At 36.2% G+C, this 14,379-nt stretch carries 13 protein-coding genes; 2 read left to right on the top strand and 11 right to left on the bottom strand.

Annotated elements, in window-relative coordinates; genetic code table 11:
* Positions 1 to 6: 6 nt before the first annotated feature.
* The 6 genes from IGJ66_RS04445 to IGJ66_RS04420 form a co-directional block, all read right to left on the bottom strand.
* Positions 7 to 1,893, bottom strand: coding sequence for an ABC-F family ATP-binding cassette domain-containing protein (locus tag IGJ66_RS04445; RefSeq protein WP_430616871.1), 1,887 nt, complete (start codon positions 1,891 to 1,893; stop codon positions 7 to 9).
* A 155-nt stretch (positions 1,894 to 2,048) separates the two neighbouring features.
* The gene (locus IGJ66_RS04440; protein WP_430616870.1) at positions 2,049 to 4,151 is read right to left on the bottom strand and encodes a cation:proton antiporter; all 2,103 of its coding nucleotides are present in this window, start codon (positions 4,149 to 4,151) and stop codon (positions 2,049 to 2,051) included.
* A gap of 12 nt (positions 4,152 to 4,163) precedes the next feature.
* Positions 4,164 to 4,439, bottom strand: coding sequence for a hypothetical protein (locus IGJ66_RS04435; RefSeq protein WP_067484952.1), 276 nt, complete (start codon positions 4,437 to 4,439; stop codon positions 4,164 to 4,166).
* A 309-nt stretch (positions 4,440 to 4,748) separates the two neighbouring features.
* On the bottom strand, positions 4,749 to 5,204 hold the full coding sequence (locus IGJ66_RS04430; RefSeq protein ID WP_067484949.1) for a hypothetical protein: 456 nt from the start codon (positions 5,202 to 5,204) through the stop codon (positions 4,749 to 4,751).
* Positions 5,205 to 5,651: 447 nt separating this feature from the next.
* A complete protein-coding gene (locus IGJ66_RS04425) occupies positions 5,652 to 6,860 on the bottom strand; it encodes a CCA tRNA nucleotidyltransferase (RefSeq protein ID WP_430616869.1) in 1,209 nt (402 codons plus the stop codon).
* A gap of 38 nt (positions 6,861 to 6,898) precedes the next feature.
* A complete protein-coding gene (locus tag IGJ66_RS04420; RefSeq protein ID WP_071869072.1) occupies positions 6,899 to 7,246 on the bottom strand; it encodes a nucleotide pyrophosphohydrolase in 348 nt (115 codons plus the stop codon).
* Between the two features lie 151 nt (positions 7,247 to 7,397).
* On the opposite strand from IGJ66_RS04420, the gene IGJ66_RS04415 reads away from it, so the two are divergent.
* Positions 7,398 to 8,288: a YitT family protein gene (locus IGJ66_RS04415; protein WP_067484940.1), complete on the top strand. Its 891-nt coding sequence runs from the start codon at positions 7,398 to 7,400 to the stop codon at positions 8,286 to 8,288.
* A 276-nt stretch (positions 8,289 to 8,564) separates the two neighbouring features.
* Here IGJ66_RS04415 and IGJ66_RS04410 read toward each other — a convergent pair whose 3' ends face one another.
* The 3 genes from IGJ66_RS04410 to IGJ66_RS04400 are packed head-to-tail and all read right to left on the bottom strand — an operon-like array spanning position 8,565 to position 11,438.
* Positions 8,565 to 9,140, bottom strand: coding sequence for a ReoY family proteolytic degradation factor (locus IGJ66_RS04410; protein WP_430616868.1), 576 nt, complete (start codon positions 9,138 to 9,140; stop codon positions 8,565 to 8,567).
* Positions 9,141 to 9,152: 12 nt separating this feature from the next.
* Positions 9,153 to 10,406, bottom strand: coding sequence for a tetratricopeptide repeat protein (locus tag IGJ66_RS04405; RefSeq protein WP_430616867.1), 1,254 nt, complete (start codon positions 10,404 to 10,406; stop codon positions 9,153 to 9,155).
* Positions 10,407 to 11,438 carry a hypothetical protein gene (locus IGJ66_RS04400; RefSeq protein ID WP_086271109.1) on the bottom strand — a complete coding sequence of 344 codons (1,032 nt, stop codon included), beginning with the start codon at positions 11,436 to 11,438 and terminating at the stop codon, positions 10,407 to 10,409. It abuts the gene before it with no gap.
* Positions 11,439 to 12,173: 735 nt separating this feature from the next.
* On the opposite strand from IGJ66_RS04400, the gene IGJ66_RS04395 reads away from it, so the two are divergent.
* Positions 12,174 to 12,761: a hypothetical protein gene (locus tag IGJ66_RS04395; protein ID WP_430616866.1), complete on the top strand. Its 588-nt coding sequence runs from the start codon at positions 12,174 to 12,176 to the stop codon at positions 12,759 to 12,761.
* Between the two features lie 224 nt (positions 12,762 to 12,985).
* Here IGJ66_RS04395 and IGJ66_RS04390 read toward each other — a convergent pair whose 3' ends face one another.
* Together IGJ66_RS04390 and IGJ66_RS04385 are read right to left on the bottom strand one after the other, a co-directional pair.
* On the bottom strand, positions 12,986 to 13,969 hold the full coding sequence (locus tag IGJ66_RS04390) for a peptidoglycan recognition protein family protein (protein ID WP_376022144.1): 984 nt from the start codon (positions 13,967 to 13,969) through the stop codon (positions 12,986 to 12,988).
* Positions 13,969 to 14,370: a phage holin family protein gene (locus tag IGJ66_RS04385; RefSeq protein ID WP_086271055.1), complete on the bottom strand. Its 402-nt coding sequence runs from the start codon at positions 14,368 to 14,370 to the stop codon at positions 13,969 to 13,971. The genes IGJ66_RS04390 and IGJ66_RS04385 overlap by 1 nt, the downstream gene beginning before the upstream one ends.
* Between the last annotated feature and the right edge of the window lie 9 nt (positions 14,371 to 14,379).

The raw sequence follows: 14,379 nt of genomic DNA, 5'->3' as shown, positions 1-14,379 counted from the left end.
CTCCTCCTAATTATCGGCCCACTCACTAAGATACTCCCAGCGAGCCATTTTTTCTTCCAGTTGTCCTTCTGTCAAACTCACTTCTTTTTGTAATTCTTGGAGACGTGTAAAGTCATCTCCTTGATGGTTCATTTCTTCTTGCAGTTCATCCAGTTTATTTTCCAACTCTGCGATATCATCTTCAATGGTTGCCCATTCTTTTTGTTCCATGTAAGAGAGCTTTTTCTTTTTGGCTTCGTCTTTTGGTGTAGCTTTTGGCTTTGCTTTAGCAATGACTACTTTATCTTCTTCTTTTTGCTTTTGTAAATAGTCAGACATATCTCCGTAAAAAAGCTCTTGCTTGCCGTTGCCTTGAAAAACAAGTAACTTATCGACTACTTTGTCTAAGAAATAACGATCATGGGACACAGTGATAACTGCACCTGGAAATGTTCGAAAATAATCTTCTAAAATAGTTAATGTTGCAATGTCTAAATCATTGGTTGGTTCATCTAATAATAAAACATTTGGCTGCTGAATCAAGAGTTTTAATAAATATAAACGTCGTTTTTCTCCACCAGAAAGTTTGCCGATTCGAGTACCGTGCATATACCGTGGGAATAAAAATCGTTCCAATAATTCGGCTACACCGATTTGAGCACCGTCAGCAGTTTTAACTTCTTCTGCAGCTTCTTGCAAATAAGAAATCATTCGTTGGTCTGGTGCCATTTCCTCGTTTTCCTGTGTGTAGTATGCTAATCGGACTGTTTCACCAATAGAATACGTGCCACTATCCAAAGTCATTCGCCCTGCCAAAATATTTAACAAGGTGGATTTTCCGGCGCCATTTTTCCCAGTAATTCCTAGTCGTTCTTTTGCTTGAATCAATAATTGTAAATCAGCTAATAAAATTTGGTTGTTAATGGAATAATAGCCATCTTTGATTTCTAAAACTTTTTTTCCAAGACGCTGTGTTGCGATGTTCAATTCAAGGTCCGCTTCTTGGTTTACCTGATACAAGTTTTCTTTTAAATCTTCAAAACGATTGATTCGGGCTTGCTGCTTTGTTCCTCGTGCTTGAACACCCGCGCGAATCCAAGAAAGTTCTTGCTTATATAGTCGTTTACGTTTTTCTTCTTGTTCGACTTCTACACGATCTCGCTCCGCTTTTTCTAGAACATAGGCTTCATAATTTCCTTTATATTCATGAAGCTCTCCAAATGCCAACTCAAAGATTCGATTCGTCACTCGATCTAAGAAATAACGATCATGGGTAACCATTAGCAATGCGCCACGATACTGTTTCAAATATGATTCAAGCCATTCAATTGCTGCATAATCCAAATGGTTTGTTGGTTCATCTAACAATAACAAATCTGGTTCATCAATCAAGACCTGAGCTAAGCTCACGCGTTTCTTTTGACCACCAGAAAGTGCGCCGATTTTTTTGTCTAATTCACTGATACCTAGTTTTTGCAAAATAATTTTTGCATTGGTATCTGTTGTCCAAGCGTCTTCTTTATTCATTGCTTCTTCCGCTTGTGCATACTGTTTTTGTGCGAGTGGATCATCCCCATTAGCACTTAAACGTAACAAAGCTTCTTCATAAGCACGTACCGTTCGAATGAGTGGACTTGTTCCTTGGAAAACTGCTTGTAGAACGGTTAAATCATCTGAAAAATCTGTTGATTGTGACAAATAGCCTATTCGATAATTCGTCGGATAAAAAACTGTTTGACGATCACCATCACCACTATCTATGCCGGCTAAGATATTTAAGAGACTGGTTTTACCAGTACCATTCGTTCCAATTAATCCAATCCGATCTTTTTCATGAATCAAAAAAGAAATTTGATTAAACAAATCTTTTTCGCCGTAAGTTTTTTTGAGGTCAGTTACTTTTAATTCTTTCAACTTGTCCCCTCCTTATCTCGGTTATTGTATCATAAAATCCATATGAATAATGAGACTTTTTCACTTAACTGTTTTCAAAAATAAAAAAGCAAACTTGAAACAAAAATCACCATGATTTTTCTTTCAAGCTTGCTTAATGCCATTACTTACATCAATTATTTGTCGTGAACCTGTTGCTTCAATTTTTTCGTTTGCAGCTCACGCTTTTTTCGACTATACGCAAATCGTAAAGGTGAAACATCAGCTGGTTTGTTCATTGTATAGGACTCTAAAAGATTGATATTTTTTCGATAATCATTCGCTGAAAAAGTCGTAATTTTTTCAGCAACTTCGTATTCATCAACAACTTTTCGTTCTAAATAGTAGCCTCGAAGCATTTTTTTCGTAAACAAAGTTTCTTGTTGAATCATCATCGTAGAGAAAAAGTTTTTCGACATCATACGCATTTCTTGCGCTTTTCTTTGTTCAATAAAAAATTGAATCATCACATCGCCATACACATCTGTTAAGTTATCCAAACTTTCGATGATTAATTGCGTGTTTTTATGATAAACATCTCTTACATCACTAATATCTTTTTTCGTAACAATTGTTTGTTGTTCTCTTTTACGACGTTCCCAAAACATTTTTGGATGTAAAATAATTCGAATCACTCGACGAACAAATAATAGCCAAAAACCGATGAATGAGAGAATCTCACCTGTGATTGAGCGTTCAAAACGTGATAAAAATCGTGAATAGAAACGATAACCATTGACTGTCAATTTTCCTGAACGATAGCTTTCATCTAAGCCATCTCGTTCAATCGATAAAATAAGTGCTTGGATTTCTTGCACTTCTTGTTTTTCATCTTCCGTTAAGTCTTCAAAGTACAGTTCTCGAATTCGCTCTTGATAATTTTCAATCACAGCTTCTGTTGCCAGATACTCTTTCGAATTTTTCGGTAATTCTTTTGCCTCTTGACGCAAACTTTCAACAACTTCTTCTAAAATCATCAGTGCGTTTAAATCTGTTCCATTTATTTCTTGTTCTTCAGTTAAAATTGGTAGTGCGAGTATCCCCACAACTAATGTAACCAAGATAACTCCTGCAGTTAAGAACAACAGCAATGATCGTTGGTGAAAGACCATTCCATTAATTGTTAGCGGCAAAATAAAAATCGTTGCTAAACTGACTGTTCCCTTAACTCCACCAAAGGTTAAAATTAAAATTTCGTTGAGTTCCTCTTTAAATCTGGTTAAGCCACCTTTAAATAAATAAAAAGCTGTAATTGAAACAAAACGAATAACAAATAACATAACTGAGATCAACAAAATGACAAGAATCAACATCCAGTTAGAATATAACCCATTTTCCCAAACAGGAGAAAAGACTTGCGTCAATTCAATTCCTAAGAAAATAAACACGAGTGCATTCAACGTAAATGTCACAGTTGTCCAAGTGCTATTGGATAAACTAGATAACTCCGCATCAAAAATCGTGATTTTCCGAAAACTGGATGCTTGTAATATTCCAGCAACGACCGCGGAAATAATTCCCGAAACACCAAAAACTTCTGCTAACACATAAGCTAAAAAGGGTAGCAAAAGTTCGATTAATAAATACCCTGTTACATCTCTAGCCGAAGCTTTTTCAATCATATTGATTACTTTTCGTTTAACCCAAACCAACAAGAAACCAACAAGTGCCCCACCCAAACTTGAGATCACTAGACTCACCCCTGCATTTACTGCAGAAAAAGAGCCTGTAATCAATGCAGCTAAAGCAAATTGGAAGGCTGTAACACCTGATGCGTCATTTAGCAATCCTTCGCCTTCTAAGATATGCATAGCTTTTTTGGGAATATTCACTCGTCCTGATAATGAACTAACGGCAACGGCATCTGTCGGGCCAAGTGCCGCACCAAAAGCAAAACAGGCAGCAAAGGGCAAACTTGGTAATAAAAATGACAGTGTCATCCCTACGCCAAGTAACGTCAAAATGACCCCACCAAAGGCTAAAAATAAAATCGTATCGAAATTTTTAAGAATCGACGTAACATCTGCTTTTTCACCTTCACGAAACAATAAAGGAGCAATAATCATCACCAGAAACAATTCTGGTTCAAAGCTGATGGATTCTCCCCATTCAGTTAGACCTAAAATAACTCCAAGAAATATTTGAATTAATGGTGCTGGTATTACCGGTAAGATGCGGCTGACTATATTTGATGCAGTAATCGTTACAGCAAAGATGATTACTAACTCAGCAAATTCCATGGCCCATCTCCTCTATTTTTTATTTTGTGCAAGTACCTTTAAAAATTGTTCCTTTTTTTTCAAAATCTTACTTTCGACAGCTTCAGCTTGTACTTCATTGCCATCTAATTCACACTGTACTCGTTTTGATTCTAAACGAAGTAATTCATGCTTCAAACGTTCCATTTGACGATACGTTAAAATATTTTTCTTTCGTAAATAGCAAAGAATCCGACGACGATCTTCCATCGAAAATGCCCCATAGCGATCATGCAACAGTCTTTTTTGTTTTTCAAAACTCTCTCTCATTTTTCAGATCTCCTATATACAAACTGCACATCTGATAGCAAAACTATGAACTCTTGTCTCTAAATTCAACTTTTGTTTTACTACTGCCCTGTTTGCTGTTTACAATGATTTTTCAAGACCCTATTCTATTCCAAAAGATGCAAGATAGCAAGTTTTCCGCAAAAAAATTAAAAAGTTTTTTCAGAAAACAAAAATGAAGTTTTCATTCCATTATACCAAGCAATTTTACAAGTAAACATAGCAAAAAATGTATTCATTTTTCGCCCCATTGTTATCGAGGAAAAAAACAAATACATTTTACTACTTTCTCTATTCGAAAAATTGACCGTAAACTTCTTCTACACGCTGTTCAGGATTGATTACGATGTACAAGCTTCCAGTTTGTTCACTAATTTTTGTTGATTGATATTGATTATCCAAACCTTCTGTTCCTTTGTCCATATAAGGGAAATAAACCATGTCAGGCGCACCATTACGATACAAAATTTCCATTCGTTCAATATCTTCATATTTTAACGCACGGCTAAACATACCCATTTCTAAGCCACCCAAGTTGATGTCATGAGTTGCAACTGAATCGCCTTCTTGAAAAATTTCGATTTTAAATCCAGCACATGGATGAATTTCAACAAATTCACTTCCATTGATTCGTCCAAAACTCGTTGTAATTTGTTTGATCCATAAGTCACCGATATGACGACGATCAATCGTCCAAGTTTCTCCATTACGGAAATAAAATTTTAGCGCTGTCATTTCTTTTTTCATAAAAAATCTCCTTCTTCCAAATAATAATCAGCATTGCACTACAAGTTTAGCATAACAAATGTAAGTGGTCACATTTTAAGTTCTAAAAATCAGTCAGAACATGGTGCGAACCAAAACTTTTTTCATGGTTCAAAAAAGATTGTACACGAAGTGCTCAGCTCCAACAAATAAGAATAAATTATCAGAAATTATTTCCTAAATTTTTGAATAATTTAGACTTATTTTGAAGTGGCTGCAAGCTATTTCGAGGAGTTACTTGGAGAACACCGTAGTTAAGGTTGTGGCGCAAAACGTTTAGCTCCAACAAGTTAACGAGCAAACATCAAATAGCTTTCAAACTTTTGAAGTGAACAGAGGCTAGATTAATAAGTTGTTTTGGAAACAACATCTGTTAGGACAAGAGGAGCTACAAAAATACTTTTTTGTCATGGTTCCTCTCTTCACACTCTAGTTACTTAGTTGCTCCTTCACGTAAGTCAATAATGCTTCCCGCTCATTTTTCACTACTTGGTTAATGACAGCCTCTTCTGCTGATTGTAGCGCCTCACTGACCCATTGACCCGGTTTTCGATCCATCGTAGCTAGTAAAATTTTTCCATCAATTGCTAATTCTCGTAACGATTTGATTGGAAGTTCTTGATAAGCTTGTCTCACTTTCGCAAGCTCAGGCATTTTCTCAAAGTAAACCATCAGCTCTTCTACTTGAACAGCTGCTGTTTCACCTAACTGATAAAGAGCTGTTGGCAACAATGGTCCTTCTTGACGTAAAGCCAAACCTTGAACCAGTGCCTGCACCTCTTTAATCATTTGATTGGAACACTTCCATTCTTTTAAAAAAGGTCGGACTGCTGAACCAGATAAATCCAATTGATTTAGCAATAGTGCCCATGCTTGGCTTTCTGTTTTCAAGGGGACTTCTGGCAAATCAGCCATTCGTAGTAATGCTTCCCCTTTTCCACTTAAACCAGGACAATAGATGTAACATTCGGTTTCGACAAATGCCCGCAAACCTGCTTGACGATTTTTTCCCAGTAACATTTTAACAAATTCGATATTGACTCGCTCCACTGAGATTTTTTCCAGCAAAGCATGATTTTCTTTGATTGCTTCAAGTGTTTCTGATTCTAATTCAAAGCCCAGTTGACTGACAAATCGTAGCCCACGCATCATTCGTAATGCATCTTCATGAAACCGTTCATGAGGATTTCCTACAGCTCGCAAAACATGATTATGCAAATCATCTAAACCATCAAAAAGGTCGATAATCTTTCCATCTTCTTTTAAAGCAAACGCATTGATAGTAAAATCACGTCGCTTTAGATCTTCTTCAAGCGAACGAACAAATTCGACTTTATCTGGGCGACGAAAATCTTGATAAGTTGATTCGGTTCGAAAGGTTGTGATTTCATATTGTTCCTCTTCTTCTAACACCAAAACAGTTCCGTGTTCAATACCGACATCAATCGTTCTTGGGAACAACGCTTTGATTTCTTGTGGAAACGCACTCGTTGCAATATCCACATCATGAATTTCCTGATGCAATAAAATGTCACGAACACTTCCGCCTACAAAGTAAGCTTCATACCCAGCATGTTCTAATTTTTGTAAAACTGGAATCGCTCGTTGGTACTCCAGCGGTAATTGTTCTAATTTCATTTTTTCTACCTCTTTAGTATTTCTCTTTGATTGGCTGTTTATCCTTCGTCGACTTGGCCATCTTTTCTCTCAAAACGATAGCGATCTCTTTGATTGAATTTTTCCATATTTTTCTCGAAAATTTCTGTCAAATCGATATCCAGTGAATTAGCCATAATCATTGTAACAAAAAGTACATCACCTAACTCTTGTGCGACAGAATTTTCTTTCTCTGTTTTCTTTTTCGCCTTTTCACCATAAGAGTGATTGACTTCTCGCGCAAGCTCACCGACTTCTTCTGTCAAGCGTGCCATTTGAGCTAATGGGGAAAAATAACCGACCTTGAATTGCTGGATATACTCATCCACTTCCATCTGCATACTTCTTAATGTCCGTTCTTTCTTCATAACGTTCCCCTTTCAAGACTATCCTAACAAAACTTTACAGCAAAACATAGCTAAGAGCAATTGTGAAAATGAAAATTCCATGCTACATTAAATATTGAATTGAAAAAATTTTCTAACTTTTTCAGCTATTTTTATCGAAAGCAGGGATCACATGACAGTATCAAAAACAATTAAAGAGGTTTTCTTTATTATTATCGGAACAAGTATCTACGCCTTTGGACTTGTCTATTTAAATATCGCCAACCACTTAGCTGAAGGTGGCGTTTCGGGGATTACTTTGATTTTACGCGCACTCTTTGGCATTGATCCCGCTTATACAACTTTGCTTATCAATATTCCGTTGATTCTCATTGGTGGAAAAATTCTTGGCAAACGTTCATTAGCATACACCATTTTAGGAACTGTTTCCTTATCAGTTGCTCTTTGGGTTTGGCAACGTGTTCCCATCGAAATCAATTTAGAGCATGATTTATTGATTGTTGCCTTATTAGCAGGTCTTATTGCTGGCGTGGGTAGCGGTTTGGTCTATCGGATGGGAGGAACGACTGGCGGTAGTGATATCATCGCACGTATTTTAGAAAAAAACTATGGTATTTCTATGGGGCGTTCATTACTCACTTTTGATATTATCGTGTTGCTTGCTTCATTAACTTATCTTGATTTGAAGCGAATGATGTACACCCTGATTGTTTCTTATGTGTTTAGTCGAGTAGTTGATTCAATTCTTGATGGTGGTTATTCTGCCAAAGGTCTATTAGTGGTTTCAAATAAAAGCGAAGAACTGGCGCCTTTATTGATGACTGGATTACAACGTGGCGTCACCTTTTTAAATGGTGAAGGTGGCTTTTCTGGTCATTCAAAAAAATTGATTTACTTAGTTGTTAGTTCCAGTGAATTGACCTCTGCCAAGCAAATCATTCATGAAATTGATGAACAAGCATTCATCTCAGTCATCAATGTTCATGAAGTTGCCGGTGAAGGTTTCACCTATTTGAGACCTCAAACCAAACGATTGAGATTCAGACAAAAAAAAGGGCTGTGACAAAAATATTGTCACAGCCCTTTCTTCTAAATAAACGGTGTTCCCAAACAACTCCTCCACATAGCTTTCATTCACTTCAAAATATGAAGAGCTATTTTGAGTGCTTGCTCGCTATCTTGTCAGAGCTGAACGTTTTGCGCCACAACCTTATTCACGGTGTTCCCCAAGCAGCTTCTTTGTCAATAAGTCCTCTTTTTATAAAAATAGAGAGAGCTATTTTTATGAAAAGTATCCTTATTGCTTGAAGCTAATCGCTTGAAGCCACAAACTCTTTGTTTAGCTAACACCATTTTTATTTGACGCTCTTTGTGCATCTGCTAAAATTTGACGATTGACTTCATCGGATAGTTTCAAAAACGCATCCTTATTTCCGTCTTCTAATGCTTGATCAATTTGTGCGTAAAGCATCTTTAACTGGGCCTCTTGCTCTTTTGCATGGAAGTACCTTTCGACTGCTTCTGTTTCTTCTTCTGCAATCGTTAAATCCCAAGTAGCAAAAGGATTTTCTTCTAAAATTGATAGATATTCACTCGTTTGCCAAGCGTCTTCAAAGAAACATTCCACATACAACGGTTCTGTTCGATTCAATCGAATTTCGTGAAAAATTTGATCTGTATCCGTAAACACTTTCCCTTTTAAAAACAATTTCATCGGTTCACCAGCTACAGACAGGTCACTGATTTGTAACCCACGGGTAGTTTGATCCGCCCCCTCAACAAAATGAACATTTTTCAAAATCGCTTCATGATTTGACAAGTAATTCAAAATCCAAAAAACTTCACGGCGACTAAATGAAACATGGTTCACCATCCACGTTAAAAAATTCTTTTTTTCCCGCACATTTATAAACATCTTGATCACCCCTTATGATAGATCATCTAGTAAAGACAGGGCCTCCATATCTCCAGGTTCATGATGTAAGTAATGTTTTAATAGTTCTTTTGCTTGATCCAGCTTTCCTTCTTCTCGTAAGAAAAATGCGTATTCTTTCAAGAAATCTGGTTCATGTTGCAACTCGTGGAAAGCCTGCTCGTAATGGAGCGCTGCGACAGCAAAATCTTCTAATTCATTATATGCATGAGCCAAATTCCATTCGGCATATGGATTTGCTGTTTCTTCCATTTGGTTGACTGCATTAATAACGTCTTCATAACGTTCTTCATTTAAATAAAGATTACTTAAAGTCAATAACGTATCATCTTGTTTTTCACCTAGTTCAAGAGCTTGCAATAATAATTTTTCTGCACTTTCTTTGTCACGCAAACGAAAAGCATTTTCAGAAGCCAAATGATACAATTCAACTTGATAAGGATTTTCTTTGATTCCTTCCTCCAATACCGTTTGTGCTTCTTCAATCAATTCTTCTTCCTGTAGCGCTTGTCCTAAATACAGATAAAGCGATTGGTACTGAGGATTAACTGTTCGTAGTTCTTGTAAGTAATTGATTGCTTGTTGGTTTTCTTTTAATTGTAAGTTTGTAAAAGCTAACTGGAACAATCGATCATCTGTGCGATCTTCCTCTAATGCTGCTTCTAATGGTTTGATTGCTGCCTCAAATTCGCCTTGCATGCTTAGTGATTGACCTAGACGCTCTTGCATCGAAATGCCAGAAATTTCTTTGATCTGGCTATTTAACAAGTTGTCATAAATGACAGCAGCTTCTTTAAAGCGATTCACTGAAAAATACAATTCTGCTAAAGCAAATTGAATCAAAGGTTCATCAGGAAGCAAACTAGCAGCTTCTTTTAACTTTGCTTCACTTACTTCTGGAATACCAATTACTTGATACAAATCAGCAATTGCCAATAACGCTTGCGGATAATAATCACTTTCTTTACTTACCTTTTCTAGATACGTAAATGCTTCGTCAATCTCATTATCTTCAATCGCAATTTCTGCTAATGGAATATTTAAGCCATCATTTTCAGGATATTGCGCTACAAGTTGTTCAAAAATTTGTTTTGCTTCTTCTAAAAAACCAATCGCTAACAATTCTTCACCCAATTCAGCTAAAACGTCTGCTGGATCTTCCTTTAACGCCTGTACAAGTAATAGTTGAGCCTGTGCTAAATCTTCTTCAGACAAGGCTTGTAACATTTTTTCACTGTATGTTTTCATTCAATTCCCTCTAATCTCATTGACAATCCTTTGATATCTTGTCATCATTTTCAACAATTCATTCTCATTTGGCGAATGGTATCCTTCTATTATACCAATTTTTTCTAAAACAAGAATCTTTTTGCTTTTTTCTGCTAAAATCAAGACATTTTCTAAATATTCAGCTTCAGATAACTGTTCCAGCCAATCAATTGGATAACCAAGATGCTTCAACCAAATAAAAAAATTTTTTAATTGAAAAGAAATCTCGTTACGCTCAATGTTCCAAACTAGTTGAAAAAGTAATCCTAAAAATTTTTTCATGCTTGCTGATAATAAATGTCCGTTTTCTGTTAGATAAAAAGCTTGCTCAAATAGTTTACCATAAGTTGCAAGATTTTCCGCCTCTTCCTGGTAAAAATGAATCATTTCTTCGAGCATCCCAGCAAAAGGCACGTTGTGTAATTTTTGCTGTGTTGAGTAATTTTTGTACAAGTTCTGTAAGAAACCATAATCACAAATCAATCCACAAACAACGAACGTCAAAAAGTCGATCTGTTTGCCTTCAACTTGGCGATCACTAATCGTTTGGTCAAAGAAAATTCGTTCTGGCAAATTTTCTGTTTCTAATACAGCCTGATAAGGCGACTGTAAAATGCTGCGTTTGTTTGTCAATGCTCCACCAAACGAACGGGCAGATACAGGAATCAACCAAAGTTTCGTTGAAAGGATCGTGTGTTTTTGAAAAAAACTAGCTAATTCCATAATCCCTTCATTTCCAAATCCAATCACGATCAGTCGTTGATTTTCCGGAAAACGTTTCACATAGTCTAAGAGATGCGCAAGCTCTGTTAAGTTATTGCATTGCGCACTATTCGTGCAAATATACCAATCAATATTCGCCTGATCCGCAAAGAATTGATTCATCTTTTCTGAAAACAAATCATAATAACGCTGATTCGTTAAGAACAAGATTGGTTCTCTGATAGCCAATGGTTTTAACAGACTGCTTAACGTTTCGCCGTAAGAAATCGTCGTGGTTTGATTAACCATGGAAAACGTAAGTTCCAACACGCATCCCCCCTTTTCTTTATTTTACCATTATTCAGGAAAATCCTGAAAAGAAAAGAAAACCAATACATCTTCTTCAACCCAAAAGAGAAACTTTTCACTCAAAAAATAATTAAATGAACCACACTAAATTATTTTTATGTATTTTACTACTAATAAAAGGAAGCCTCTTCAAAAGGAAAGTATGTTTAACGATGAAAAGAATAAAAAGATAGTTTTGATTCCGCAACTTTACTTGTTCACTGTTGTTTTTAGTAAGTTATGCTACCAAGAATAATTCTGAACATTCAGCAATCACAATTGAAATCATTTCAACAACTAAAATCATTTCGATAATAATTATCACAACTAACACTCGACTACAATCAATTTACCAAAAAAGTAAATCTCCAGAAAAGACTACCCAATAGGACTTAATCAAAACATTGTTGCAAAAATAATTAGATTATCTTGAATTATTAAAAGCCCCTCGTATTAAGCAATCTGTTCCAGCGTCTGCAAATGCTACAACTGCTGACTCAACTAGACTTCAAAGTGAAAAGCCTACCAATCCGCAACAAGTTCAGAAAAATATTGAAGCAACCCTCGGATGGTGAATAAAGCAATCCGTTGCTTTATAGTTCTATTTCGGTTTTTATTTTATGTTTATTAGCAAAACTTTATATTTACGGACTGTTAATTGAGGAATAAAATTAAACTTGAATGGAGGAGAAAAGAATGAAAACATGGCAAGTGATTGTGGGTGTATTGGCAGGAATTGTAGTGTTAGTTGGTGTTTTTATCTTGGGGTTACTCGCCTTCCCACTTCTAACATCAAAAGAAAAAACAGAACCATCCGTATCAACGCAAGAAATAGTCCAACAGACTGCTTCTTCAACCACTTCAAATGAAGGAATTACTGAAACAACCCAGCAAACGACACAGCTGCAACCAGAAAAACAAACATCAGCAGAGCAGCAAGTGCCAGAAGAAAAAGTTACAGTCGATCCAGTATTAGCAAAAGCACTAGCTACTAAAGCGATACCTTTAACAGAATTTACTTATAATCCTTATGATTTTGATTTAGACCAAGCTACGATTACAAATGGCACAGCTAAATGTATTGGGTGGATCCAAGCTGAAAATCCAGCTGGACTAATTGAAGTGGAATATCATTGTTTTGCTTGTGATAGCATCTGGACTGGGAAAAACTACACTTATGATTGGACGAATCAACAAGAAAGCGCTAGAATTACTAATTTCACAATCGTTGGGGAACCTTGTGAACATCAAAAAGCGTTAAAAAATAATGGATATATCAGTTGATAGCCTAAGTGAATCATTTTTATTTCTATGTAGAACGAGACGGGGACAAAAGTAAGTAGTTGTAAGAAAGCCTTGCTTTTTGGTCGCCGTCTATTCATGAAAAAGTGTCTGAAGCAGAATCATTTTGATTCGTGTTTCAGACACTTTTCTGTTTTATTTGATCAAAATTTATGAAAATAAATTTCCTCTGTCTGTTAAATTTCATAGTTTGTTTGTGTGTATTTTTATCGTTTTGGAATCGTTAAAACATATTCTTTGAAATCAACGTCTTTTGCACCGCCTACTGTATTACCATTAACATCATTAGTCAAACGAATTTTAACATAAGCTTTTTTACCAGTATGTTTAGTGATATCAAGACTCCCATCAAACCCCGGTCTATTGTCGCTTGATAACCCGTAAGCTGCGTTCACATCAGGACGATCAATATCTTTTGCTTTTTGACGGTCAATTTCTTGACCGTTTGTTGCATCCATCAAAAAAATAAAGCAGTAGTTAAATTTTTCTTTTCCTGCATGTGCCCAACCAGCTTCACGGAATGAGCCGACTGGATATTCAGTGAATTTTTCTAATTTTGCTGTCATACCATTAACCGTTTTTGCAGGGCTTTCAGCAATAATTTCATCATGTTCATTGTTTCCTTCACTACTTCCATCTGGCTGCAAAGCTGGATTATCATAATATTTTTTGATTTGAGTAATAAAGTAATCTTGCATTTTACCGGTAATTTCTGTTGGTACTGCAAAAGTCGAATCGTATCCGCAATGTTCCATCAAAGATCGCTTCGGACACTCAGTTGCTGAAAACTGATGATGACATTTGACCGTATCACGGCTTACTGGTAAGCCATAATAATGCAAGTCAATCGCAGCTTGCCAAAAAACATTTTGTTCTGCTTGTAAAAAAATGTCCTTCACTGTTTCACGATTCCCACGAACTTCATAACCTAAATAACTATTGTTCCCATCAGAATTTGCTACATGCCATGCGCGATTGTAAGTATCTTCTGTGCGAATAATTGTCTTTTCATCCACATAATAATGGGCAAATCCAGTTTCTAATTGTTTAGGCGTCATATTTGCCAAGCGATTCATTTCTTGTTCTGCTGTCGTGTTCGTCCAAGTGTTGTGGATGACAACGCCTTTTACACTCCCAGCCCGCTTACCTGCCACACCTCGGCAAACGGAATTATTAATAATTTTGACCATTATTTTTTTCCTCCATTCTCTTCCTCACCTTGTTTTTCTGATGTCTCTTTTAATTTACTAAAACGGTTTTTGACAAATTCTGGTACAGGAATTCCTAACTGTCCTAGATTTTCAATCACGGAAATGCCATAAACAGCAATATAAGAAAAGACAAATGCTGTTGCTACTCCTTCAAAACCCATAATTTTCAAATATGGGTAAGCAATTAGAACCAAGCCAACAACAAGCAGATGTTTTACAATCCCCATCAAACCTTTCGTACTATTCGTTTCTTTAACAAAAATCCCTTTGCAGATTCCCGTTACAATATCTGCAATCACAATCCAAACAAAAATTTGAATGTAGATGTTATTTAGTAATCCTCGGAATTCATTCCATAGTAATAAATTATCAATAATCAATCTGTTGCC

This window comes from Enterococcus sp. DIV0176 (genome assembly GCF_050528535.1).
In the GTDB taxonomy this organism is placed as follows: Bacteria; Bacillota; Bacilli; order Lactobacillales; family Enterococcaceae; genus Enterococcus_B; species Enterococcus_B thailandicus.
Note: the sequence above shows the minus strand (reverse complement) of the source record. Positions and strands in the feature narration are given on the sequence as shown.

Bases quoted from the DNA above. Each gene is read 5' to 3' on its own strand.
- IGJ66_RS04440 (WP_430616870.1), bottom strand. From the start codon at position 4,151: ATGGAATTTGCTGAGTTAGTAATCATCTTTGCTGTAACGATTACTGCA.
- IGJ66_RS04435 (WP_067484952.1), bottom strand. From the start codon at position 4,439: ATGAGAGAGAGTTTTGAAAAACAAAAAAGACTGTTGCATGATCGCTAT.
- IGJ66_RS04430 (WP_067484949.1), bottom strand. From the start codon at position 5,204: ATGAAAAAAGAAATGACAGCGCTAAAATTTTATTTCCGTAATGGAGAA.
- IGJ66_RS04425 (WP_430616869.1), bottom strand. From the start codon at position 6,860: ATGAAATTAGAACAATTACCGCTGGAGTACCAACGAGCGATTCCAGTT.
- IGJ66_RS04420 (WP_071869072.1), bottom strand. From the start codon at position 7,246: ATGAAGAAAGAACGGACATTAAGAAGTATGCAGATGGAAGTGGATGAG.
- IGJ66_RS04415 (WP_067484940.1), top strand. From the start codon at position 7,398: ATGACAGTATCAAAAACAATTAAAGAGGTTTTCTTTATTATTATCGGA.
- IGJ66_RS04410 (WP_430616868.1), bottom strand. From the start codon at position 9,140: ATGTTTATAAATGTGCGGGAAAAAAAGAATTTTTTAACGTGGATGGTG.
- IGJ66_RS04405 (WP_430616867.1), bottom strand. From the start codon at position 10,406: ATGAAAACATACAGTGAAAAAATGTTACAAGCCTTGTCTGAAGAAGAT.
- IGJ66_RS04400 (WP_086271109.1), bottom strand. From the start codon at position 11,438: ATGGTTAATCAAACCACGACGATTTCTTACGGCGAAACGTTAAGCAGT.
- IGJ66_RS04395 (WP_430616866.1), top strand. From the start codon at position 12,174: ATGAAAACATGGCAAGTGATTGTGGGTGTATTGGCAGGAATTGTAGTG.
- IGJ66_RS04390 (WP_376022144.1), bottom strand. From the start codon at position 13,969: ATGGTCAAAATTATTAATAATTCCGTTTGCCGAGGTGTGGCAGGTAAG.